The organism is Moorena sp. SIO1G6 (genome assembly GCF_010672795.1).
Taxonomy (GTDB): Bacteria; Cyanobacteriota; Cyanobacteriia; order Cyanobacteriales; family Coleofasciculaceae; genus Moorena; species Moorena producens.
Map to the genome: position 1 here is coordinate 59,422 of NZ_JAAHFZ010000013.1, position 23,023 is coordinate 82,444.

General features: G+C 44.9%; 21 protein-coding genes. 12 read left to right on the forward strand and 9 right to left on the reverse strand.

The window, feature by feature from the left end; all coding sequences use genetic code 11:
- Positions 1 to 144: 144 nt before the first annotated feature.
- The gene (locus F6K63_RS14590; RefSeq protein ID WP_008190423.1) at positions 145 to 915 is read right to left on the reverse strand and encodes a CPBP family intramembrane glutamic endopeptidase; all 771 of its coding nucleotides are present in this window, start codon (positions 913 to 915) and stop codon (positions 145 to 147) included.
- A 105-nt stretch (positions 916 to 1,020) separates the two neighbouring features.
- Entirely contained in the window at positions 1,021 to 1,302 is a 282-nt protein-coding gene (clpS, locus tag F6K63_RS14595) for an ATP-dependent Clp protease adapter ClpS (protein ID WP_044495357.1), read from the reverse strand.
- Between the two features lie 124 nt (positions 1,303 to 1,426).
- Between clpS and F6K63_RS14600 the strand changes: the two genes are divergently transcribed.
- Positions 1,427 to 2,329, forward strand: coding sequence for an alpha/beta fold hydrolase (locus F6K63_RS14600; protein WP_287312506.1), 903 nt, complete (start codon positions 1,427 to 1,429; stop codon positions 2,327 to 2,329).
- Positions 2,330 to 2,861: 532 nt separating this feature from the next.
- Positions 2,862 to 3,791, forward strand: coding sequence for an NF038130 family PEP-CTERM protein (locus F6K63_RS14605; RefSeq protein WP_287250081.1), 930 nt, complete (start codon positions 2,862 to 2,864; stop codon positions 3,789 to 3,791).
- A gap of 351 nt (positions 3,792 to 4,142) precedes the next feature.
- Here the strand turns inward: F6K63_RS14605 and F6K63_RS14610 are convergent, their stop codons facing one another.
- Positions 4,143 to 5,450 carry a dihydrolipoamide acetyltransferase family protein gene (locus F6K63_RS14610; protein ID WP_287312507.1) on the reverse strand — a complete coding sequence of 436 codons (1,308 nt, stop codon included), beginning with the start codon at positions 5,448 to 5,450 and terminating at the stop codon, positions 4,143 to 4,145.
- Positions 5,451 to 6,251: 801 nt separating this feature from the next.
- On the opposite strand from F6K63_RS14610, the gene F6K63_RS14615 reads away from it, so the two are divergent.
- Both F6K63_RS14615 and F6K63_RS14620 read left to right on the forward strand, forming a co-directional pair.
- Complete coding sequence (locus F6K63_RS14615) at positions 6,252 to 6,995, forward strand: PEP-CTERM sorting domain-containing protein (RefSeq protein ID WP_008190414.1); 744 nt, start codon at positions 6,252 to 6,254, stop codon at positions 6,993 to 6,995.
- A 163-nt stretch (positions 6,996 to 7,158) separates the two neighbouring features.
- Complete coding sequence (locus F6K63_RS14620) at positions 7,159 to 7,638, forward strand: hypothetical protein (RefSeq protein ID WP_287250086.1); 480 nt, start codon at positions 7,159 to 7,161, stop codon at positions 7,636 to 7,638.
- 110 nt (positions 7,639 to 7,748) lie between these two features.
- Here F6K63_RS14620 and F6K63_RS14625 read toward each other — a convergent pair whose 3' ends face one another.
- Together F6K63_RS14625 and F6K63_RS14630 are read right to left on the reverse strand one after the other, a co-directional pair.
- Positions 7,749 to 8,198 carry a YlqD family protein gene (locus tag F6K63_RS14625; RefSeq protein WP_044495479.1) on the reverse strand — a complete coding sequence of 150 codons (450 nt, stop codon included), beginning with the start codon at positions 8,196 to 8,198 and terminating at the stop codon, positions 7,749 to 7,751.
- A 649-nt stretch (positions 8,199 to 8,847) separates the two neighbouring features.
- On the reverse strand, positions 8,848 to 10,827 hold the full coding sequence (locus F6K63_RS14630; RefSeq protein WP_071102917.1) for an AMP-dependent synthetase/ligase: 1,980 nt from the start codon (positions 10,825 to 10,827) through the stop codon (positions 8,848 to 8,850).
- Positions 10,828 to 11,199: 372 nt separating this feature from the next.
- Here F6K63_RS14630 and F6K63_RS14635 point away from each other — a divergent pair, with 372 nt between their 5' ends.
- The 4 genes from F6K63_RS14635 to F6K63_RS14650 all read left to right on the forward strand — a co-directional run bounded on the left by F6K63_RS14635 (position 11,200) and on the right by F6K63_RS14650 (position 14,710).
- Entirely contained in the window at positions 11,200 to 11,331 is a 132-nt protein-coding gene (locus tag F6K63_RS14635; RefSeq protein WP_267875534.1) for a hypothetical protein, read from the forward strand.
- 504 nt (positions 11,332 to 11,835) lie between these two features.
- Positions 11,836 to 12,804, forward strand: a complete 969-nt coding sequence (gene arsM, locus F6K63_RS14640) for an arsenosugar biosynthesis arsenite methyltransferase ArsM (RefSeq protein WP_071102918.1) — start codon at positions 11,836 to 11,838, stop codon at positions 12,802 to 12,804.
- Between the two features lie 524 nt (positions 12,805 to 13,328).
- The gene (arsS, locus tag F6K63_RS14645) at positions 13,329 to 14,324 is read left to right on the forward strand and encodes an arsenosugar biosynthesis radical SAM (seleno)protein ArsS (protein WP_071102919.1); all 996 of its coding nucleotides are present in this window, start codon (positions 13,329 to 13,331) and stop codon (positions 14,322 to 14,324) included.
- Between the two features lie 80 nt (positions 14,325 to 14,404).
- Positions 14,405 to 14,710 carry an ArsR/SmtB family transcription factor gene (locus F6K63_RS14650; protein ID WP_071102920.1) on the forward strand — a complete coding sequence of 102 codons (306 nt, stop codon included), beginning with the start codon at positions 14,405 to 14,407 and terminating at the stop codon, positions 14,708 to 14,710.
- Positions 14,711 to 14,893: 183 nt separating this feature from the next.
- Here the strand turns inward: F6K63_RS14650 and F6K63_RS14655 are convergent, their stop codons facing one another.
- The gene (locus F6K63_RS14655) at positions 14,894 to 15,055 is read right to left on the reverse strand and encodes a hypothetical protein (protein ID WP_287312508.1); all 162 of its coding nucleotides are present in this window, start codon (positions 15,053 to 15,055) and stop codon (positions 14,894 to 14,896) included.
- Here F6K63_RS14655 and F6K63_RS14660 point away from each other — a divergent pair.
- The 4 genes from F6K63_RS14660 (at position 15,040) to F6K63_RS14675 (ending at position 19,042) form a co-directional block, all read left to right on the forward strand.
- Positions 15,040 to 15,894, forward strand: coding sequence for a phosphate ABC transporter substrate-binding protein (locus F6K63_RS14660; protein WP_287312510.1), 855 nt, complete (start codon positions 15,040 to 15,042; stop codon positions 15,892 to 15,894). The two genes, F6K63_RS14655 and F6K63_RS14660, sit on opposite strands and share 16 nt — an antisense overlap.
- Before the next feature lie 249 nt (positions 15,895 to 16,143).
- Positions 16,144 to 17,001: a phosphate ABC transporter permease subunit PstC gene (gene pstC, locus F6K63_RS14665; RefSeq protein WP_287312511.1), complete on the forward strand. Its 858-nt coding sequence runs from the start codon at positions 16,144 to 16,146 to the stop codon at positions 16,999 to 17,001.
- Positions 17,002 to 17,101: 100 nt separating this feature from the next.
- Positions 17,102 to 17,902: a phosphate ABC transporter permease PstA gene (pstA, locus tag F6K63_RS14670; RefSeq protein ID WP_502708316.1), complete on the forward strand. Its 801-nt coding sequence runs from the start codon at positions 17,102 to 17,104 to the stop codon at positions 17,900 to 17,902.
- Between the two features lie 294 nt (positions 17,903 to 18,196).
- On the forward strand, positions 18,197 to 19,042 hold the full coding sequence (locus tag F6K63_RS14675; RefSeq protein WP_287312513.1) for a phosphate ABC transporter ATP-binding protein: 846 nt from the start codon (positions 18,197 to 18,199) through the stop codon (positions 19,040 to 19,042).
- Between the two features lie 152 nt (positions 19,043 to 19,194).
- Here F6K63_RS14675 and F6K63_RS14680 read toward each other — a convergent pair whose 3' ends face one another.
- The 3 genes from F6K63_RS14680 to F6K63_RS14690 all read right to left on the reverse strand — a co-directional run.
- Positions 19,195 to 20,181, reverse strand: a complete 987-nt coding sequence (locus tag F6K63_RS14680; protein WP_287312514.1) for a mechanosensitive ion channel family protein — start codon at positions 20,179 to 20,181, stop codon at positions 19,195 to 19,197.
- Positions 20,182 to 20,702: 521 nt separating this feature from the next.
- Positions 20,703 to 21,881 carry a mechanosensitive ion channel family protein gene (locus tag F6K63_RS14685; RefSeq protein WP_287254198.1) on the reverse strand — a complete coding sequence of 393 codons (1,179 nt, stop codon included), beginning with the start codon at positions 21,879 to 21,881 and terminating at the stop codon, positions 20,703 to 20,705.
- A 407-nt stretch (positions 21,882 to 22,288) separates the two neighbouring features.
- Positions 22,289 to 23,023 (reverse strand): mechanosensitive ion channel family protein (locus F6K63_RS14690; RefSeq protein ID WP_287263297.1); only part of this gene is annotated, 735 nt, incomplete at its 5' end.

Here is a 23,023-nt window from a genome sequence, read left to right on the forward strand (position 1 = left end):
AGAATTCGCTTAGGTGCGCTTGACCTTGGCGAATTTAATTCGCCACGGGTCGCACCTCTTGCTATTTAGACTTTTAAACTATTATCACTTTGGACTCTAAATACCAATCACTAATCACTAATTATTACTAATCACTAATTATTACTAATTACTATGATGATTGCGCTTCATCCACCAAGCAACTAAAGCTAGAAATAGCAATCCCATTATCCCAGCAGTAGGATCGCGATTAATGCCAGTAATCCAGGGAGCAACCTTGCCTGAATAGACTACTAATTGCCCAACATCAATAATATAATAACCCCAAACTAAGCCAGCATGGAGACCAATCGATAAACCTAGCCGTCCTTGAGTTGATCGCTTTGCCCAAATCAGGATTAACCCTAGCAGCAATAAACTGGGAAATCTCGGTAAGCCGCGAATCATTTCTGGAATTGGTTTAAGGAAATGCAGCAGCGCAAATGCGATCGCACCAATCCACTGTGATGTCTTAAAACTATAATCCCGTTGCAACTCATCAAGCAACCAACCCCGAAACACCAATTCTTCAGCGAAGCCTATGGCCAAAGCACTGATTAATCCCTCTACAATCAGCCGTGACCATGGGAGTGGAGGAGTTTGGAATGCTAGCCAACCCAGCCACCCTTGTAATCCAAACAGACTAAGAGTCATTAACAGACCTAGGCCTAGTCCTCTGATTAACTCAAGAGCGTTTTGCGCTGTTAGCCGCAAACCATATTTTTTTAACAGTCCTGGCTGGCGATAAACCTTCCTTCCCCAAACTCGGACTAAGTACAGAAATACCCCGAACATTAGCCCCATAGTCAGGATTGTCACTGAGTTTGGGTCGCTACCAATTAAGTATATTGGTGCTGCTATGGGTAACCAAAGCAACAGCAAAGCTAGTATAAACATCCCCAACCTGAATGGTGCTGGGTATAGGGATAATCTAGCCAGCCTGGGTGTAAAACGTTTTATAATTTCAAGATTTGGAAAGGGAAGAATCTCTCCTATTGCCCCTTATTCGTCAGGTTCAATTGTACTAGTCAGACCCCGGTTCTTCAGGGTTTCGCAATAAAACTCAGCATGCTCTTGAGCACAGGTAATCACCAATGCCAGCCCGGATTGATGGGCTTCCATCATAATGTTGACTGCTTGAGGTTGAGTCAGACTCGCCACAGTTTCCATCAAGGTTTTCACCACATACTCCATAGAGTTGAAGTCATCATTATGGAGCAATACGCGATAGCGAGGCGCGTGTTTACGAACTGTTGAACGCTTCTCAATGGTTTCGACTGACAAAGCTTTTCCCTCTCTCTTTTATATGTTTACACAAACTCTCCATTATATACTGCCATTATTATAACATCAGACAACTGACAGGGAGCGCTATGATCAAAAAGTTAACATTACTTAATAGTTTACCGTGATTACCCAGGTAAGTGCTACCCCTTCTAATACTCCCATCCCTGGAACTTACTGGCAGTGGCGGGGGGAATCTATATATTATGTACAGGCTGGACAAAAGCCATCAGGATACCCACCGTTACTGCTAATTCACGGATTTGGGGCATCTACAGACCACTGGCGCAAAAACATTGCTCAATTGAGTCAGGATTTTGAAGTTTGGGTGATTGACTTGTTGGGGTTTGGACGTTCTGCTAAACCAGATCGGGAGTACAGTGGCAATTTGTGGCGAGACCAGTTGCATGATTTTATTACAGAGGTGATTGGTCAACCAGTAGTCTTAGCTGGAAACTCCTTGGGGGGTTATTCAGCTTTGTGTGTGGCTGCACAGCGTCCTAGCTCCGCCGTAGGTTTAGTATTGCTCAATAGTGCTGGACCATTTAGTGATACTCAACCGACCACTAAGGTCAATCCTGTTAAAAAAGTTCTCAATCAGGTAACCAAATCAATTTTTCTACAACCTTGGGCAAGTTTCCTGTTATTCCAGTACCTGCGGCGACCGTCAATCATTCGCAAAACCCTCCAGAAGGTTTATCTTGACCAGGGTGCGGTAACGGAACAGTTAGTAGACGAGATTTATCGCCCCTCTTGTGATCCTGGTGCTGCTCAGGTATTTGCCTCCGTGTTCAAGTCACCCCAAGGGGAAAAAGTCGATGTGTTGTTGGAACAGATGACTTGTCCGTTATTGATGCTATGGGGAGAAGGGGATCCTTGGATCAAGAGCAGAGAACGGGGAGCAAAGTTTAGGGAATATTATCCTCAGTTAACGGAATATTATCTACAAGCAGGACACTGTCCCCATGATGAGATACCAGAACAGGTGAATAATCTGATCAGGTCTTGGGTAATCGGTAATCGGTAATCGGTAATCGCTACAAGATTGAAAATTTATAGCACTACCCATTAAGGTGTTTGACATTGATACACCTTGAAAAAGGTGCGACCCGTGGGGAATTTAATAATTAGATGCGGGAACGAAGTTACCGCATTAAGAGGGTCGCCTTTATGGGTTACTGGCTATACGTAAAAGAGGTGCGACCCGTGGCGAATTTAATTCGCCTACGGAAAGCGCACCTTTGGTTAAAACTTTTGTAATAAGGCGACCCTCTTCAAGATTTCCTCTCCGGAAAGCGCACCTAAGCTGTTGTAGTCAACTTTAGCATGCATGCCAGCCCCCCTTACGCGCGGGGGGTTAGGGGGGATTCCTCTTGCCTTGCGCGTAGCGCTATATTGCCCTATTCAGGACTGAGGAACTGACGCACTCAGGATTATGTCAAAGATTAACATAACTTAAACCCCATCAAAAACGCGATCGCTAACATCCAACTCCGATACTAAAAAAAAGACACCAAGTCCTGCCAGCAACCTGAACTAACTCGAAGGGAGACATGTCAATGAAAAGCACAGTAATGAAAATGTGGCTCGGTGCCTCAATTATTGCCGGTATCAGTGCGATCGCCACTACCCCAGCTGTTGCTGGAAGCCTCACAGGAGCGACCCTAATCGGTAGTGACTACCTCAAGATTGCATCTGACGGTACGAATACCTATATAGATCCAGGTGCTAGTTTGTCAACCCTCTTGCAAGGTGACGCTAGTGACCCTGGTGGAAACGTAGAGCTATTTGCCAGCAGTGAAACCCTGGAAAACTTCCAATTTTTCTTCTCTAACGATGTCACTAGCCTAACAGGTCAAATCGGTGGTAAGGACATCACCTTGAGCAGTCTGACATTCGCTGACTGGGCTACTGATTTTGGTGGCATCACCTTAGCTCAGAAGTGGTTCAGTGATGCCTTAACTGCAAACGGTCTTGTATCTTTGATTGGGTCAGGTCTAGATAATGTTCTGTATGGACAATTTTTCGGCAATGGAGGATTGCAACGATTTAGCGATCCCAATATTTCCTACCTCAACCAAGATGACACAACAGGCCTAATTACCATTGGGCTAGCAGGTCACTTTAATGCTAGAGATATGTTGGCAGAGATAATTCCTCCAGCCTTCGCTGGTTTCCTACCACCTAGTATACAGGCTAGTGAAATTGTCAAGGTTGAATACGATGGGAAAACCCAATACCTTTATGGTTTCGAGGCCACAGATTCTGGGCTGGTCAGCCTTGACGATAATAACGATTACACGTATTCTCACACAGGCAACTACCAACTGGCGTTCGGTGGCTCTCTTCCACCGCATTTATCGAACCCACAAGATGTGCCTGAATCCTCTACTTTGCTTGGTCTAATTGCTTTGGGTGGTTTGTTTACTGCTGGAGGGTTAGTGGACAGTAGGCAAAAGTATCACAAAGCTTGCCAAAAACTCAAGTAATTTGCTATACTTTAACTATGTTCTTAGTGCCACCACCTTGTCTCAATTAAATAAATTTCCCGAAAACCAAGGGTTTTGTAGTGACATTGGATCTGGTTTACGCACTTTTATGGCGCACGAGGAATATTTCTTCGTGAAGCGCGGAGATACCCCCTGGCGTTCGAATCAGCTGGCATTGGCGGGCTAAAGTTGATATTGGTAGACTTTGGTAGCTAAAAAGTATCGGAAACTGCGAAAATCTCACTGTTAAGCGAAATAGTGAACAATTTTACTGGGAGGGGCGCACGGTTGGTTGTGCGCCCCTCTTAGTGATTAAGCGTGAAAAACTAGCTTTAACCCAAACGAATAAGTTTAAAGAGTTAACGATTGCGGTTCAGTTTCAATCAACTTCGCCAAGTCTTGCAAGAACGCTGCCGCATCAGTACCATAGATAATCCGGTGGTCACAGGTAATATTCACTTGCATCTGACGCTTTACTCCCATCATGCCGTCAGGGCTAGCTACTACAGTAGGACGGGATGCACCAATGGCCAAAATAGAACCCTGTCCTGGGGGCAAAATCGCATCAAACCGGTCTACACCAAACATGCCTAAATTGGATAGGGTGAAAGTACCGGAATTATATTCCTCTGGCTGCAACTGCTTAGTTCTGGCACGGTCTACTAAATCTTTCCAAGTGCGAGACAGAGAATAAATATCCAGCTGCTCCGCATGGCGCAATACTGGGGTAATCAAGCCACCATCAGCCATTGCCACAGCCACAGCTACATTAATAGAACTGTGATACTGAATTCCCCGTTCGGTATAACTAGCATTGACCAAGGGATGCTTCTGTAAGGTAACCGCTACTGCCTTAGCCAGCAGCCCTGTCATCGTAACACCCTTAGGCTTGATTTTTTTGTATAACTTATCCAACTCATCCGTAGTGATGGTGTAACCAACCCTGAAGGTAGGCACTTGCAGGCTGACCATCATATTCCGCACCACTGCATTTTGCAGGGTATTGAACGGCACCACTTCTCCCAGGGGTACAGCCGCAGGAGGTGCTGGCAGAGGAGCTGGCATAGTTGCTGGGGTGGGAGTGGGCATTACAGCCGGTGTCGGCGGTGCTGCTGGGGTGGTGGCTGGTGCTGGGGGAGTACTGACTTTACCTGCTGCTGCTTCCACATCCTCAGCCACAATCCTGCCATGGGGACCACTTCCTCTTAAGGTATTCAGATCAACCCTTAATTCCTTCGCTAGTTTACGAGCTCGGGGAGAAGCAATAATTCGTCCATTACGGCGGCTGGGAGTATCAGCAATGGCAGCGGGAGCGGTCTGTACCGGTTCTGGGGTTGAGGCCGTTGCTTGCTGAGGCGTTGCTGTGTCAGTAGCTGGTGTAGATTGGGCAGCTTGTTGTTTAGCTGCTTCAATTTCCGCTTCCGTTTCCGCAATCAGAGCAATCGGGGCTCCCACCGGAGCAGAGTCACCAGCTGATACCGTGATTGTGGCCAGATATCCTTCATAGAAGGACTCAACGTCCATATCAGCCTTATCCGACTCAACCACCACCACGGTTTCACCTTTTTCGACTTTGTCTCCGGGAGATTTTTCCCAGGAAACGATTTTGCCTTCGGTCATGGTTGAACTGAGGGCGGGCATGAAAACTTCGTGAATCATGGGGTGGTCTTCTAAATCAATTCTAGTGAGCTAGCAAAAACATTATGCCAGCTTGCATTGTAGCTTGAATAAGCCCCAGAAAGCCATCGTACTGTGTAAAGAAACCATGAGGCAGAGGGCTTCGATGGTTTTATACAATACGGATATCCTCTTTTTGCTCAGGATTAGGGATTAGGGGAGTGGGTAGCTACCAATCACTCTATACATGCTAATAGCTCTTATCGGTTGACTGCTGAGAGGGTCAGTCTAAGAGCTAGTTTAGTATAACCTTAAATCCTATCGATTTTGGTGGCCGGATGAAGGTCATTTCACTGAATCTTTAATTAACCGACTCAAACGTTAAAGAAATGAATAATTTATCCCAAGAGAGGAAACTTATACCTAATCTATAGGTTAATTAACCATAAAATAACTATAGCAATCCGATCTGATTCGTGAAATAAATGGGCTGCTTTAAGGCAGGAGTAATCCCCCCTCCTTAATAAGGGGGGCTGGCAGAAGGCAGAAGGGACCGGAGTTGGAGCTATTTTTTAATAAGTCCAGTGATTTTAAAAATGATTGAGGATTGCTATATAATAATCTATTTATAGCATTCGCCAGGGTAATTAGGACATGACAAAAGTCTCAAACTACAGTATGGCAAGAGTTTCAATTCAGAATTCTGAATTCTGAATTCTGAATTCTGAATTCAGCTATATTACCTGAATAGTAGATAGTAAAGGTTAATAAAAATCCTCAAAAAAAGATATAAAAAAAGATTTTAGCGCTAAAATTAAGTCAGTATTGAGGGGTTGAAAAACCATGAAAAAGTTATCAACAGTTACGCTCACAGCTGCCTTAGTTACTTTGGGAACAGTAGGTGGTAATCCCGCTCTAGCTGATGAATACTTACTGGATTTTGAAAAGGATGATGCTGGTAACATTCTCAAGGCGGGGACTAAGAAAAATATTGGTGAGCAATGGGCAAAATTCGGTGTGCATATAACCAGTAACAAAGGGTCTAATCATCCCTTAAGGTTATTCAACAGCAATTGCGGACCTGATTTTGGGATTACATGCACCGGTGGAGACGATGACTTAGCCACGGGACCTTCATTTGGTACGAAGCCACAGGGTAACGTTCTAATTATCAACGAGGACAAAAGTAAAACACCCGATGACTGGGCTGGCGGTGGTATCATTTCCTTTGTTTTTGATCAAGCCGTTTCTGTTGATTACGTCACGCTTCTAGACATTGATGAGAATCCGAAGAATAAAAACGGATATGTTAAAGCGTTTCTGGAGGATGGCACAACAGAGAAACAATCACTAAAATTTGGCACAGACAACTCCCTATCCACTTACGATTTCAGCTATCTTCCTGAGTATTCAGTGACCAAGCTGGATATTAAACTACCAGGAAGTGGTGCGGTTTCTGGCATCAAGTTTACCGATTTCCCAGATCCCCCTAAGCCTTCTAAGAAAGTTCCCGAACCAACTTCGACATTGGGTCTGTTGATGTTGGGTGCTATCGGTGCTGGGTCAGTGTTCAAGCGCTATAAATAATGCCATCAGTAATTAGATGGACTTGGGCCCCCGGGGATAATGTGTTTTGTTAAGTGTTAAGTGTTAAGTGTTGACTGTTGACTGTTAAATGTTGATCGTTGAGAGTTGACTGTCAACAGCCGACAAGTTAGCTTGATTTCTATCGAATGCAACTTGATATGAGATGCTTAACAAAAAACTTTCCCTGACCGCGCTTACAGGTATTATCCTAATCCTGAGTGCTTGCAATCTGATTAGCAAACCCCCTGAACCCAAACCAATTCAGTCTCCTGCTAATGTCCAGACTAAGCGAGAAGACTATAAAGCCATTGACCTAGCCAATAAGGCAAAACCGGATCAACTGATTGGTGCCGATCCAAAAGCGATCGCATTATCTACCTTTGGTCAAAACCAATCGTTGATTGAAGGAAACTTTGATCAACAGGTCAAGGTAGATTATCCTCAACCTGATCAAGCGGTAGTCACCATCACTCAAACGGGTTTACCGGATGACTCTGTACGTGGCATCCGGTATCGTATTGAGTTATCACCCAAGGAATCAGCCCAAACTGGCAAAAAGTGGCAGATCATGTGGGCTGGTCAACAGTTTACCTGTCGAGAGGGACGGGGTCATCAGGATTGGTCAACGGAATTTTGCCAGTAATGGCTGGATCTATGGCAAAGGCGTGAAAGACAATACAGAGATTTTTAAACAGGGATACACGGATAATCAGATATCCGTGTATCCCTGTTTATTCATGTCCTGTGTTTCCGTTAAATATCACCGCGAATCTCTTCGATAACCCCATCCCGCAGCAGAATTTCCACGTTCATCTTTTTGACTAGGTTATCTCCCTCTTCCACCCTGAAGAAGCTTTCTAGCTGACCTTGACTAACTTCCTGGTCGAGTTCAAGGGTTTGGACTTGTTGTAGTTGCTGAAGTTGCTGGTTTTTCTGCTCTAGCAGTTCACTTTTCTTTTGATTGACCTGGGTTTGAATGCTTTCAATTTGTTGCGATACCTGAGGACCAGGAGGATTCACGCTCTGGTTTTTAATCTCAGCGATCGCTTTTTGTCCCTGCAGATCAATCTGTTGCAGTTGGCCGTCGAGTTGGTTGATTTGATTTTGTAGTTGTTGCTGAACCTCTTCCTTCCATCGAGGGGTAACGATGGCTTTGATATTAATTGGCCGTTTCAAGAGTAAGTTCTTATTAGAGTCGTCCATATGCGTTCCACTATGTAACTTTGAGGGATTGAGAGTTTGACTGGTTATATTGCTCAATAATTCTTCAAAAGAAGATTGAGGTTCAGTCTCAAGGTTTGAGGCCCACACCTCTTAACCTTCTAAAGTTTTAACAGAAACTCGCGGAATTCCCCACCTTCTTTGAAGGTGGGGATGGATAGCGAGACTACGGAGGCGCGCTTTCCGTTTGAAGAATTTAATTACGGGGTCGCGCCTCAACTTACGACGATTCGTGATATAATCAACTTGGTCGTTGACCCGCCTGACTGACTAAAAGGCTACCTTATGAAAGGTTTACAAAGTACTAGCTCCAGCTCAGGGAAGAGACTTGCCCCGGCTGGTTAGCCATAGAGCTGTAATTCCATGGTAAGTCTGTCGTAAAAGTTATACGTCGATAGAAGGCGGATGTCTGCCTGTGGACGCCTCGTCAACGACCAATTCCAGCAGGCGCGCGCCTCCTAGGCCGGGGAACCCGGCCTAGGAAAGCGCCTCTGGTTTAGGCGTCGGGGACGCGCGCGGGAAACCTGTTCGCGTAGCGTCGGCTTTGCCGATAAGACGAATAAGACCGTCCCTGAATTGACCTGAGAATGCGAGCAATCCCATGACCTTTGGTCAAGCAGGTTGGGGTACTTCACGCAAACATCCCGTCAATGATAGCGCGATAGCGTTCTGTGACTACAGGTCGTCGGATTTTAAAGGTTTGAGTCATCATGCCATTTTCCTGGGAAAACGGCTCTAGAATCAGCCTAAAGGTGCTGATGCGGTCATCTTGCCGATAACCTGGTCGATTTTGGACTTCTCGGTTTAATTCAGACCGGAATAAAGTCTGAACCTCTTTAGTATTTAAATCAACATCTTGAGCGAATACATCAAGGGTAAGATTTTGAGCCGCTGCCCACCCTTGCAAGGCATCTAGATTTGGTACTATTAAGGCACCTAATGCCTTTTGGTCTTGACCCACTAGCATAATCTGGTCAATGTAAGCACTGCGCAAACAAGCATCTTCTATTGGTTGTGGCTCGATATTTTCCCCATTGGTCAGAACTATAGTATCTTTGGCTCTGCCAGTTAGGACTAAATCATTCTGGGGGGTCACCCAACCTAAATCCCCCGTATCAAACCATCCGTCTGGATCAATTGCCTTAGCGGTAGCTTCTGGTTTGTGATAATATTCCTGCATCACCTGTGCTCCTTTTACCATCACCAAGCCTCGTTGACCTTGGGGTAAAGGCTGATGAGTCTCAGGGTCAACAATCCGGATTTGAGTTTCCGGTAAAGGTGGTCCAGCACTAAAACGCAGGTTACGATAGGAACGCCGGGCATTAGTTACGGGAGAGGTTTCGGTTAAGCCATAGCCGACTAGGACTTCGACACCAATAATCTCAAAGAAGTTATCCAGGTGCCGAGCTAAGGAACCCCCACCACTAATGACTTGCTTGATTTCTCCCCCAGTGGCTTCCCGGACTTTTTGATAAACTAGTTTATTAGCCAATTGATGAACCGGCCATAAATAGGAAGCTTGCACTGTGGCCAATAGTTTTTGGATTGGTGAAGGATTTAAATTATCTAAGGTCAACCCCTGAGCAAGCCGCCGTGCCTCAATGTAGCGTTGACTGAACCCTAGCAGGTTTTGGACTAATTTCTGCTTACCTTCCGGTTGCTCACGAAACTGCTTTTGCACTCCCTCATAAATCGATTCCCACAGTCGGGGTACTCCGACCATAAAGTTAGGTTTGAAGGTTTTAAGGTCTTTTTTGACATGGCGCAGGTTGGTGTAAATCTGGGTGGAACCCTGAGATAATAGAAAATACTCTGCTGAGCGTTCGTAGGCGTGCCAGGTAGGCAGGATAGAAAGAACGCGATCGCTTTTTTGGATTTCTATTACTGTACCAAGGGTGTTGACCTGATGCAGGAGATTACCATGGCTCAGCATCACCCCTTTGGGTTTACCTGTGGTACCAGACGTATAGAGCAGAGTTGCCAAGGTTTCCCGGTTATGGTTAGCTTTGGTAACAGACCGAGATGCCCCGGCTTCCATGAGTTGGGTATAGTTAACAATCTGTCGGGATGATCCGGTCGATAGTGGTTGTTCTTCAGAAAGGAGAATCACTAATTCAATCGGTAGCCCATCCAAGCGATCGCCTAATTTTTCCAAAGTTTTGAGGTTTTCTAGCACCAGAGCAGTGCTACCGCTATCTTCGAGAATATAAAGCAATTCCTCTCGTTCTGCTTGACCTGAGCGCACCACATTTACTGCTCCTGCAGTCATGATCCCCTGATCCGCAACTAGCCATCGAGGAGAGTTATCAGCAAATAAAGCAATTCGGGTAGGAATACCCTTTTCATCCAGTGTTGGCTGGAAGCCTAGGGATTGTAATCCAGCCGCAAATTGCTCGATTTGCTCGTGCAACTGGGTATAGGTCAGGGTCGAAGCTGGAGCACCATGAGCTCCCACAGCGTGAGGGTCTTGCAGAGCAATGATTGACCCAAAGCGTTGGGCAGCAAGGGGCCAGATTTCTGGTATCGACTGTAGTGAAGAGTAATCAGCAACACGCCTGAGGTAAACTCTCTCTTGTTGTCTGAGGCGTTCTGCATACTGGTTTTTCGACATTCATCAACTCCCTGATTGCTTAGGTAGCTCTTTCTACCATACTCTTCTGCTCAGAGGTGATTGGCAGTGTTGAGTGGACACTATAGTTTCTGTCTTAGATGAAGTCTGGTTAATCACTTGTAGAATAGTCCACACTCACCCGAGTCACCCGAGTCACCAGAGTCACCCCATGACCTGATCGTAAGCATTCAGCTATCAGCTCTCAGCTCTCAGCTCTCAGCCAAAGGTCAAGGCCAAAGGCCACCCTAAGCGAATGGCCACGCTACGGGAACAGTTTATGCCAATAGCGCACTCTAGTTGAGCTGCTTTTGAATCAAAAAAGCTGACAGCTGACGGCTGACGGCACCTCAAGCAGCACCTCAAGTAGCGCATATGCTTACACTTGATCACCTGATTACCCCATTATTCCATGCCCTAACCATGAGCGATCGCGTGGTAATCTCAGTAAAAATTCATGGTGTACTACTCGAAAAATTCATCTGGCATGAGTTTAATAGCATCTAAGGGTGAGGCAAGGGATTGTACCGTTGCTTACCTGAAGACAAATTGGAGCAAAAGCCTGCAACAGCGCGTTAATTCCAAATTCCCTATTGTAGCTTCCCTATAGCCTAAACGAATAATATAGCAGTCGCCAGCGATGCAGCGCGGTCTTGGGGGTTTCCCCCACTCGCTATTGCATCAAGACAGGGCAGTTAGGACATGACAAAAGTCTCAAACCTAAGTAAGCGCAAGAGTTTGACTTCTGACAAATGACTTCTGACAAATGACTTCTGCTATAAATCGCGGCTAGACATAGGCGAAGCCTTCTCGAAGATGACAATGTCCGCGCAACGCTTACTATGATGATCAAAATAATCAACGAGGTTTTGAACTGGGATTTGGGATCAGAAGATACATGAATTTTGTAGCATTAAAGCTCAACTGAGGAACTATACTGGTTCAAAATTAGTTTTCAATTTCCACCCTATTATCAATAGCATTACCATCTTTGCCAAGTAAAGGATTCAGATGACCTATCTCGAAACAACTGCTGAATTTTATTCTGAAGTCGCCCAAAAACCCCAAGTTGGTTTGTGTTGTGTCCAAAGTAGCCCCTTACAACTGCCAGGACTGAAAATTCCTCCAATGATGGCGGATATGAATTATGGCTGCGGTACTACGGTACATCCCACCGAACTCAGCAATCAGCCAACGGTCCTCTATGTCGGTGTTGGTGGTGGCTTGGAGGCGTTACAGTTTGCTTATTTTTCCCAACGTCCAGGGGGTGTGATTGCTGTTGAGCCAGTCGAGGCCATGCGGGAGGCTGCTACCCGTAACCTGAAGATTGCTGCTGAAGACAATTCCTGGTTTGACCACAGTTTTGTGGAAATTCGGGAAGGGGATGCCTTTGCCCTACCTATGCCAGATGATTCTGTAGATGTGGTTGCTCAGAATTGCCTATTCAACATCTTTGAACCAGCTGACCTGATGAAGGCACTCAAAGAAGCCTATCGAGTCTTAAAACCAGGTGGACGACTGTTAATGAGTGACCCGATTGCAACTCGTCCGATTCCACCCCATCTACAGGAAGATGAGCGGCTACGAGCTATGTGTCTGTCTGGTGCGCTCACTTATCAATCCTATGTCCAGCACCTGGTCAAGTCAGGTTTTGGTCAAGTAGAAATTCGAGCAAAGCGTCCCTATCGGCTTCTGGATTGCCAAAACTACAACCTCGAAGAACCCCTGCTGCTGGAAAGTCTGGATTCTGTTTCTTTCAAAGTTGTGATCCCAGAGGATGGACCATGTATTTTTACTGGCAAGACAGCAATTTACATGGGCGCGGAAGAGTTTTTTGATGACAATGCGGGACACATCCTTTCCCGTGGTGTGCCAGCAGCTGTTTGTGATAAAACAGCTGCGAAATTAGGAAAGGTGAATCCAGAAGAAATCTTAATCACCGATTCAACTTGGCACTATATTGGTGGTGGTTGTTGTTAGAAGTGAAGGATAAAGTCTGTTCGCGTAGCGTCGGCTTCGCCGAAAGTCTGAAGTCTGAAGTCTGAAGGATGTTCGCCTTAAGCGTCTCTTGTCCGGGAAGGTGAAGGATAAAAAAAATAGGAGTTTTTAATTAACCAATCCATGGTACCATTAACGTTTATCAAAGCATAACTATCACTTTATATAGCAGTCGCCAGGGCAGTTAGGACATCGACATTAGTCTCAAACCTAAGTAAGCGATGCAGAGGTGCGACCCGTGGCGAATTTAATTCTTAATGCGGAAAGCGCACCTAAGCGGTCTTGGGGGTTTCCCCCACTCGCTATTGCATCAAGAAGCGCAAGAGTTTGACTTCTGACATTTGACTTCTGACTTCTGACTTCTGCTATACTTCACACTTCATACTTCAGATTTACCCAAGACTAAATCCTAGTTGATAAGTAATAATTTAGACTTTCGGCGAAGCCGACGCTTCGCGAACAGACTTTAGACTAAATAAGTCTCACAATCCCAAGGCGATAAAAATATGATTCAAACAGACGTTTCAGCTGTTACACCGTTCCGCAAAAAACTGCAAGCTCCCTTAAGGAAACAGCCAATCACGGTTTTACAAATTAATCTGGGGAAGCGTTGTAATCTAGCTTGTGCTCACTGCCATGTGGAAGCTGGTCCTAAACGAACTGAAGAACTTTCTCCAGAAATTTGTGACCAGCTGATTACGCTGATTCATCAGTTTCCTCAAATTAAGACAATTGACTTGACTGGTGGCGCACCAGAGATGAACTATGGCTTTAAGCCATTAGTTGAAGCAGCATGGGAAACCGGAAAGGAGGTGATTGTTCGGTCAAATTTGACCATTTATTTTGAACCGGGATATGAGGATATACCTGACTATTTCGCTAAGCACCAATTACGAGTAGTGGCTTCTTTGCCTTGTTATCTGGAAGATAATGTAGATAAAATGCGGGGCAAAGGGGTTTACGATGATTCGATTCGGGCGATTCAATGGCTGAATCGGTTGGGCTATGGGAGAAACCCCAAATTAATTCTTGATTTGGTCTACAATCCTTCGTTGCCACTGAGTCAAAAGTTTTCTCTCACTCCTAATCAGGTTAAGTTGGAAAAGGATTATAAAGTGTTCCTAAAAAAACAGTTTGATATTGACTTCAACCAGCTATTTACAATTACCAATATCCCCGTTGGTAGAACAAAGTTTCATTTACAACGCACCAAGCTATATGCTCCCTATATGGCGTTTCTAGAAAACAGTTTCAATGCCACTACGGTGCAGCATTTGATGTGTCGCAATGAATTGTCTATTGACTATCTGGGTAATGTCTACGATTGCGATTTTAATCAGATGGAAAATGTAGCAGCAACGTCTGGCACTGGAGAAAGGTTGACAGTTAGTAAACTGATCGAAGCAGGAAGTTTAGACATAATTGAGGAAATTCGAACTGCTTCCTATTGCTATGGCTGTACAGCAGGGTCTGGTTCCAGTTGTGGTGGTGCTTTGATTTGATCCAATCAGAGTTTTTTTTGATTATAATATGAATGGATTTTCATATAAATGATAATTCAACTGCTAACAAGTCCTGAATCATGAACTCAAAAAGTCCATCATCTCAAGCCTTCTGTGTCCGTAAGCTGAAAGTTTTAGCGGACAACACTCGTCTCACTGTTCTGGAAATCCTGATGGAAGGACCAAAACATGTTGGGGAGCTCAAGGCTGTCTTGGGAATAGAGCAAAGTCTGCTATCCCATCATCTCAGAGTTTTGCGGGATGAGGGATTTGTGAGGGCGACGCGAGATGGTAAGGCGGTGCTTTATCAGTGTTCCCTCGCCATTCGGCAAGCCAATGGTAATAGAGCAATTGATTTGGGATGTTGTTGCCTTTGTTTTGATTAAAAACGTGCTGAGTAAGTGCTCAGTTTTGAGGTAAGCATTCAGCCGTCAGCTATCAGCTATCAGCGTATCCGCTACTTGAGGTGCTTATGCGGATCACAGGCTAGAAGCCTGTGCCACGGTACTTGAGGTGCTAGCAGGGGCTTTAACTGCACGGGTTCGGATCAGTAAAACGTGCAGGGATTTTCAAGCAGCCATACCAGCACCCCCCAGCTTTTTGACTCCCGACCGTTGATTAGCTGACGGCTGACAGCTGATAGCTGTTCGCGTAGCGCATATGCTTAGCTGAGCACTATCACTAGTTTCTAGATAAGATGACTGACTGATGATTGATGAAAAATTTAACAACTCTCGCATCAATGTCTATGGGTTTAGTAGCTTGCTTTTGGCTACAATCCTGTGCCCAATCCCCAGAAGTAGCTACCCAATCAACAGATCAGTTGCAGGGTAAGTTAGTTTTAACCGGTTCTAGTACAGTAGCCCCCCTGGCGTCGGAAATTGGCAAGCGTTTTGAATCAGAAAATCCTGGTGTACGGGTGGATGTGCAGACAGGAGGCTCGTCTCGCGGTATTGCAGATGCTCGCCAAGGAGTCGCTGATATTGGGATGGTGTCTCGTGACCTCAAGCAGAGCGAGAAAGATCTGCAAGGGTTTGCGATCGCTCGTGATGGGATTGGCATTATCGTCCATAAAACTAATCCGGTGCAATCCCTGAGTAATCAACAGATTTTGGATATCTATCAGGGCAAAATTGATAACTGGCAAGATGTGGGAGGCAAGAGGGCACCAATTACAGTAGTCAACAAAGCCGAGGGGCGCTCTACCTTGGAGTTATTTCTCAAGTACTTCCAGCTCAAAAATAGCGAGATTAAGGCAGATGTGGTGATTGGGGATAATGAGCAGGGGATTAAGACCGTGGCGGGTAATCCTAATGGGATTGGTTATGTCTCCATTGGCACAGCAGAATATAGCAGCAAACAGGATGTTCCGATTAAGTTACTGCCCGTTGCTGGAATAGCGGCAACCACAGAAAATGTTCAAAACGGCACATTCCCCCTATCTCGTTCCCTGACGTTAGTGAGCAAAACTATTCCGGTTGGGTTAGATAAAGCATTTATTGAGTTTTCGCGATCGCAAAAGGTACAAGACATTGTTAAAGAGCAAAACTTTGTCCCCCTCGAAGAATGAAGAATGAAGAATGAAGAATGAAGAATGAAGAATGAAGAATGAAGAATGAAGAATGAAGAATGAAGAATGAAGAATGAAGAATGAAGAATGAAGAATGAAGAATTATACCTTTGCTCCTTACCAATTCTAAATTCCCAATTCTAAATTCTAAATTCTAAATTCTAAATTCCCAATTCTAAATTCTAAATTCCCAATTCTAAATTCTAAATTCTAAATTCTAAATTCTAAATTCCCAATTCTAAATTCTAAATGCTCAATTTTTTTCGGAGTGATACTCTCCTGATCTCGATCCTACAAGGCTGTGCTGTGGTGGCTGGTGCTATCGTGGTGCTGATTCTTGTGTTCCTAATCACGGAAGCCTTGCCAGTATTGGGAGAAGTGGGATTACTCCCCTTTTTTACTGATCCATCCTGGCATCCTGCCGAGACTCTGTACAACTTCACCCCCATGCTTTGGGGCACCCTATTCCTCACGGCTGGGGCGATGCTAGTAGCCACACCCCTGGGCATTCTATCTGCAGTATTTTGTCAGTATTACGCGCCTCCACCCATTGCTGGACTTTATCGACGGCTAATTGAATTGTTGGCAGGGATGCCCTCAGTTGTTTATGGCTTCTGGGGTTTGGTGGAGCTAGTTCCGTTAATTGGACGCTTTCAGCCACCAGGAGCCAGTCTCCTAGCTGGAATAGCGATTCTGACCCTGATGATTTTGCCAACTATTGCTCTGACCGCAGAGGCTAGCTTTGCCAAAGTCCCCCCAGAATACCTACAGGGAGCAGCAGCCCTGGGACTATCCCGCTGGGCAACAGTCAGAGGTGTTGTGTTTCCGGCTGCTAAGTCGGGGCTGTTTACTGGCTTGATTTTAGGAACAGGACGGGCGATTGGAGAAACTATGGCGGTGCTGATGGTGTGTGGCAATGTGGTGCAAATTCCCAAAAGCTTATTTGAGCCGATGCGAACTCTTACTGCCAATATCGCCTTGGAAATGGCTTACGCTATGGGCAATCACCGCTCAGCACTTTTTGTCAGTGGCTTGCTGCTGATGGCAATAATTTTAGTACTGGTAGCAATTGCAGAAATGATCAGCAATGGAGGAATCTATGACTAAGAATCCTCCCAAAACCAAGCCACAACTGACAACCGACAACCTGCAACCTGCAACCGACAACCGACAACCGACAACCGACAACTTCCAAGTTTCAACGGTGATGATTTGGGCGATCGCACTGTTTGTAACTGCTGTATTCCTCTGGATTTTGAGTGATATAGTCTGGCACGGTGTCGGGCAAATTAACTGGGAATTCCTGACTACTCCACCAAAGAATGCTGGACGGGAAGGAGGGATTGCTCCAATTCTGGTCTCCACTGTCCTAATTTTAGGTGTATGTATGACCGTTTCTGTTCCGATTGGAGTAGGAACAGCAATACTGCTAGCTGAGTTCACAGATACTAAGAGTATTTTCGGGCGTCTGGTTCGTCGTAGCTTAGATGTGTTAGCAGGAGTACCGTCAATTGTCTTTGGACTATTTGGCAATGCCTTTTTCTGCAAAACCCTAGGGCTAGGCTTTTCGATTTTGTCTGGGGGCTTAACATTAGCCTGTATGGTGTTGCCAATCCTAATTCGATCAACAGAGGAAGGGTTTCGCGCCGTTAGTGATGATTATCGGCTTTCTGCCACTGCCCTTGGTTTATCCCGCACTACCACTCTCTGGAATTTGCTGTTACCAGCGGCAGCACCGGGACTAGTGGTGGGATTAGTGTTAGGCATAGGGCGAGCGATCGCTGAGACCGCAGCACTGATATTTACTAGTGGTTATGTGGATCGGATGCCAGAGTCTTTGCTCGATTCTGGGCGATCGCTCTCGATTCATATTTTCGATTTGTCGATGAATGTAACAGGGGGAAATGCTAATGCTTACGCCTCAGCTTTAGTGTTGCTGGTGTTGTTGTTGCTGATTAATGGTACAGCAGCATGGATCACTGAGTATTGGTTGGGTGCATCTCATTAAAACTGTTTGACCTAGTGGTGCGTTACGGGCAGCAAACTAACGCTGGTTACGAGGCGGAAAATCCCCGGCTCCCCTAACGCACCCTACGCAACTAATTCCCAATTTCCAATTACTAATTACTATAGAGTTTTTCATAGCTATGAGGTAGACATTTTTTTCGATTCCCGATTCCCGATTCCCGATTCCCGATTCCCGATTCCCGATTCCCTGTTCCCTGTTACCTGTTCCCTAAAACCCACGACGAAAGTACCTCACCAAATTGAAAACCGCTAGAATTTCCAATTACCAAAAACAATGGTTAACCCTTTAGATACAATTGAGAAATTACCGGTAAGCCAGTCTATAAACGACCCATTGATTCAGACCGATCGGCTATGTTTACATTATGGAACAAAACCGGCCTTTGCTGATGTATCGTTGCCAATTTATACAGGTTCCATTACCGCACTAGTGGGACCATCTGGTTGCGGAAAGACTAGTTTTTTAAGTTGCCTCAACCGCTTGACAGATTTGATTCCTAATGCTAAAGTTACCGGTAGGATTCGCCTTGGTTCCCTGGATGTGCTGAGTCCTCGGATGGATGCGATCGCAAAGCGTGGTGCTATGGAGCTAATTGCACTTCGCCGTCGTGTTGGAATGATTTTCCAAAAGCCGAGTCCCTTTCCCTTCTCAATCTGGAAGAATCTGGCCTTTCCGTTGCGGGAACATGGTGTTAAAAACCGGGATAACATTGCTCAGCTCATAGAAACCGCACTCCGGGATGTTGGTTTGTGGGATGAAGTCAAAGACCGACTCCACACCTCGGCTCTTGCTCTGTCTGGTGGTCAAAAGCAGCGCCTGTGCATTGCCCGTGCCTTGGTATTGCAACCGGAAGTACTCCTGTTAGATGAACCCTGTAGTGCCCTCGATCCCATATCCAGCGGTGTAGTCGAAGATTTGATCGCTAGGCTCAGGGGACGCTACACCCTGGTGATTGTTACCCACAACCTAGCTCAAGCTAGACGAATCGCTGACTATACTGCCGTCTTCTGGGTTAAAGAAGCAGTGGGGCGATTGATTGAATACGGCTGTGTGGAGCAGATTTTTGAATCACCTCAACAAGCCTTGACAGCTGCCTATGTCAATGGAATGAGAGGATGAAGCTGTGCTCTTCCGTGCTCCGAATTCCCGTATGCATATGCGCTACGCGCACGCTGCTTGAGGTGCCGTCAGTGGTCAGCCGTCAGCTTATTTTATTCAAAAGCTGATAGCTGATACGCGACACGCTGATAGCTGATAGCTTACGATTGTTTCTAATTCATACTTATTTCACTCCACCAGTTAAGTTCCTTTCTCAGAGAAACATACAGCTGATCAATCTCCTCTTGTTCCAGGATTTCTAATACCGCTAGATTCAAGTTGCTCTGGACATCATAGTAGAGCTTGGGCTCAATCACAAATACCCTAATTTTAATCACACGAGCATTCTGTTCAAGGCTGGAAAATACAACTAAAATTTTATCCTTGTGCAAGCCATCGATAGAGGAAACGTTTTCTTTAATAGCCTGACAAATTCGCCTAGTTTGCTGGGACGAAATTCCATCAATTTTCAGAGTTAAATTTATGCCCCACTCAACCGTATCGCCAGCCTGATCTGACCAACTTGCAAAAATTCCAGCAATCATTTGAGAATTGGGAAGTTTTTTGATATAACCCCACTCAGTAATAAGAAGCCTTGTACTTCTCAGACCAATACTGAGTATCTTAACCCTACCACTTACTCCGTCCAATACTATCACGTCACCAGGTTTATAGAGACCATCAGCGTAGATAATCACTGTAGAAAACCAGTCATAGACAATGTCTTTTAATAACAAACCTAAGGCGACACCTGCACCACCGAGTAGACCAATCAGTGCACCGGCAGATGACCCCAACACAATCTCACTGGCTTTAATGGCAGCAATCAGGATTGCTGCTATCTGAAAAAGCTTTGGGAAGTAGGGAACTAACAAATCGTCGAGTTCAGTTTCAGTTTTTGCAGCCAATCCGGCTAGAAGCTCCCCCAATAGTGGAGCAGCACGGTAAAGAATATAGGTGGCAATGAACAGAACGCTCACAAACAGAATCTCGGGGATTTTCTGATTCTGTGTATCACTAAGATGGGTTGCCACAACTAGATGTACTAGCCATAGTCCACCGATCCAAATTAGCCAGCCTAATGGTCGCCTAAGAATCCTAATGAACTCATCGTCTAGGGTGGTTTTTGTACGGCTAGTTATCAGCTCGAGTCTGTGCATGATTATTGAAGTGAACAAGCCTCGCAATATATGGGTGAGGAGGAGGATTACCACCGCAATAACTATCGTGGCAACAGGAATGTTGGGGAGCTTGAAGTCGGTATCAAATATCCTTTCTTTGATTAGGTTTATTGTACTGTTGAATGTACCCTTAAGGTTTTCCATCGTTTCGACCAAAATACACTAACAGAAATCGACCTGTGCTTAGTTAAATGGCAAGTCGATGGCCAGTCGATGGCCAGTCTATTGCTCAAATGATTTTACTATAAGTTGCGAATTTAGCGAATCCTGCTAGGTATGCAATAAACAGGATTTAGAGCAATTGCCCGTTTGCGCAGCAAATTATGACCCAGTTTGAAAGGTATAATATCTGTTTGTATAAAAAAAAATCGGTCAATCAACTCGGGGATTGACCGAAAAGTATTAGCTAGTAGACGGCGTAAATAGCGACGGTTGCGCCTTAATTGGGGAGTTTACCTGTTCGCTTTCTGCATCGGCTGCATCCCTTGTGCAAAGGATTGCTAGGATTTAGATATCACCTCACTAACTAAATTTACCTTCATCTGTTTGTAGTCTTCAATTTGCTTTTCCAGCTCAATATGCAGGTGATCAATCTCTTCTTTCTCCAGAATTTCTAATAGGGCTAGATTCAAGGATTGCTGGGCAGCAGTGTAGAGGTTGATATCAATCACATATACTATAATTTTAATTACCCGAGCATTATCTTCAATGTGGGAAAACAAAACTTTCATTTTTTGCTTGTGCAAGCCATCGATAGTCGGGATTAGTTCTTTAATAGCCTGACAAATTCGGGAAGTTTGCTCAGCTGAAATTCCATCAACTTTCAGAGTTAAATTTATGCCCCACTCAAACGTCTTACCAGTCTTCTGGGACCAATTTTCCACAACTCCAGCAATCATTTTAGAATTGGGAACTTTTTTGACAGAACCCCACTCAATAATACAAAGTGTTGTACTTCTCAGACCAATACTGACTATCTGAACAAAACCATTGACTCCGTCCACTACTACCCAGTCACCGGGTTTATAGAGACCATCAGCGTAGATAATCACCGTACAACACCAGTCATAGATAATGTCTTTGAATAACAAACCTAAGGCGACACCTGCACCACCCAGTAGACCGATCAGTGCACCAGCAGATGCTCCCAACAAAATCTCACTGGCTTTAATAGCGGCAATCAGCACTGCTGATATCTGAAAAAGCCTTGGGAAGTAGGGCACAAACAAATCGTCAAGTTCAGTTTCAGTGTTGGCCGCCAATCCGGCTAGAAGCTCCCCCAGTAGTGGCGCAGCACGGTAAAGAATATAGGTAGCAATGAACAGAGCGCTCACAAACAGAATCTCGGGGATTTTCTGATTCTGTTCAGGAGTAAGATGGGTGGCCACAACTAGATGTACTACCCATAGTCCACCGATCCAAATTAGCCAGCCTAATGGTTGCTTAAGAATCCTAATTAACTCATAGTCTAGGGTGGTTTTTGTACGGCTAGTCAGACGCTCGAGTCTGTCAATGATTATTGAAGTGAACAAGCCTCGCAATATCTGGGTGACGAGGAGGATGAGCACCACAATCACTATCGTGGAAACAGGAATGTTGGCGAGCTTGAAGTCGGTATCAAAGATCCTTGCTTTGATTAGGTTGATTGTCGTGTTGAATGTACTTTTAAGGTTTTCCATAGTTTCGACGAAAAGACAACAGCAGAGATCGACCTGTGCCTAGCTAAATGGCAAGTCGATGGCAAGTCGATAACTAATCGATTGGTGAAATAATTTTACTAGAAGTTGCCAATTTACCCAATAGTGCTAGGCGTGCTAGGTATGCAATAAACATGATTTAGAGCAATTGCCCGTCTGCGCAGCACCCTAGGAGCCAGTTTGAAACGTTTACTATCTTGGGTGCATCTCATATTTGTAAAAAAGAAGGGACCCGGGCGCGGGGCCCGGGCCTGGGAATTTTATTAGAATTTTTGCCTAATTTCAAAGGTGCCCTTGACCGATTAAGAATTAAATTTGCGCGATTGTCGCGCCTAAAAGCGATGCAGCTTCGAAGGGAACGAGCGCTGCATCCCTTGTTCAAAGGATTGCTAGGATTTAGATATCACCTCACTAACTAAATTTCCCTTCATCTGTTTGTAGTCTTCAAGTTGCTTTTCCAGCTCAATATGCAGATGATCAATCTCCTCTTTCTCCAGGATTTCTAATATTGCTATATTCAAGGATTGCTGGGCAGCAGTGTAGAGGTTGGTATCAATCACATATACTATAATTTTAATTACCCTAGCATTATCTTCAATGTGGGAAAACAAAACTTTCATTTTCTGCTTGTGCAAGCCATCGATAGTCGGTATTTTTTCTTTAATAGCCTCACAAATTCTGGTAGTTTTATCAGCTGAAGTTCCATCAACTTTCAGAGTTAAATTTATGCCCCACTTAAAGGTCTTGCCAGTCTTCTGGGACCAATTTTCCACAACTCCAGCAATCATTTTAGAATTGGGAAGTTTTTTGATAGAACCCCACTCAGTAATAAGAAGTGTTGTACTTCTCAGACCAATACTGACTATCTGAACAAAACCACTTACTCCGTCCACTATTACATAGTCACCCGGTTTATAGAGACCATCAGCGTAGATAATCACCGTACAACACCAGTCATAGATAATGTCTTTGAATAACAAACCTAAGGCGACACCTGCACCACCCAGTAGACCGATCAGTGCACCAGCAGATGCTCCCAACAAAATCTCACTGGCTTTAATAGCGGCAATCAGCACTGCTGATATCTGAAAAAGCCTTGGGAAGTAGGGCACAAACAAATCGTC

What these genes read in the sequence shown, in the direction of transcription:
- pstA (WP_502708316.1), top strand. Translation starts at nt 17,102, where the DNA reads ATGATTTGGGCGATCGCACTGTTTGTAACTGCTGTATTCCTCTGGATT.
- F6K63_RS14650 (WP_071102920.1), top strand. Translation starts at nt 14,405, where the DNA reads ATGAACTCAAAAAGTCCATCATCTCAAGCCTTCTGTGTCCGTAAGCTG.
- F6K63_RS14660 (WP_287312510.1), top strand. Translation starts at nt 15,040, where the DNA reads ATGAAAAATTTAACAACTCTCGCATCAATGTCTATGGGTTTAGTAGCT.
- arsM (WP_071102918.1), top strand. Translation starts at nt 11,836, where the DNA reads ATGACCTATCTCGAAACAACTGCTGAATTTTATTCTGAAGTCGCCCAA.
- F6K63_RS14605 (WP_287250081.1), top strand. Translation starts at nt 2,862, where the DNA reads ATGAAAAGCACAGTAATGAAAATGTGGCTCGGTGCCTCAATTATTGCC.
- F6K63_RS14675 (WP_287312513.1), top strand. Translation starts at nt 18,197, where the DNA reads ATGGTTAACCCTTTAGATACAATTGAGAAATTACCGGTAAGCCAGTCT.
- F6K63_RS14590 (WP_008190423.1), bottom strand. Translation starts at nt 915, where the DNA reads ATGTTTATACTAGCTTTGCTGTTGCTTTGGTTACCCATAGCAGCACCA.
- F6K63_RS14630 (WP_071102917.1), bottom strand. Translation starts at nt 10,827, where the DNA reads ATGTCGAAAAACCAGTATGCAGAACGCCTCAGACAACAAGAGAGAGTT.
- arsS (WP_071102919.1), top strand. Translation starts at nt 13,329, where the DNA reads ATGATTCAAACAGACGTTTCAGCTGTTACACCGTTCCGCAAAAAACTG.
- F6K63_RS14610 (WP_287312507.1), bottom strand. Translation starts at nt 5,450, where the DNA reads ATGATTCACGAAGTTTTCATGCCCGCCCTCAGTTCAACCATGACCGAA.
- F6K63_RS14685 (WP_287254198.1), bottom strand. Translation starts at nt 21,881, where the DNA reads ATGGAAAACCTTAAAAGTACATTCAACACGACAATCAACCTAATCAAA.
- F6K63_RS14680 (WP_287312514.1), bottom strand. Translation starts at nt 20,181, where the DNA reads ATGCACAGACTCGAGCTGATAACTAGCCGTACAAAAACCACCCTAGAC.
- F6K63_RS14620 (WP_287250086.1), top strand. Translation starts at nt 7,159, where the DNA reads ATGCTTAACAAAAAACTTTCCCTGACCGCGCTTACAGGTATTATCCTA.
- F6K63_RS14635 (WP_267875534.1), top strand. Translation starts at nt 11,200, where the DNA reads ATGCTTACACTTGATCACCTGATTACCCCATTATTCCATGCCCTAACC.
- F6K63_RS14615 (WP_008190414.1), top strand. Translation starts at nt 6,252, where the DNA reads ATGAAAAAGTTATCAACAGTTACGCTCACAGCTGCCTTAGTTACTTTG.
- F6K63_RS14625 (WP_044495479.1), bottom strand. Translation starts at nt 8,198, where the DNA reads ATGGACGACTCTAATAAGAACTTACTCTTGAAACGGCCAATTAATATC.
- pstC (WP_287312511.1), top strand. Translation starts at nt 16,144, where the DNA reads ATGCTCAATTTTTTTCGGAGTGATACTCTCCTGATCTCGATCCTACAA.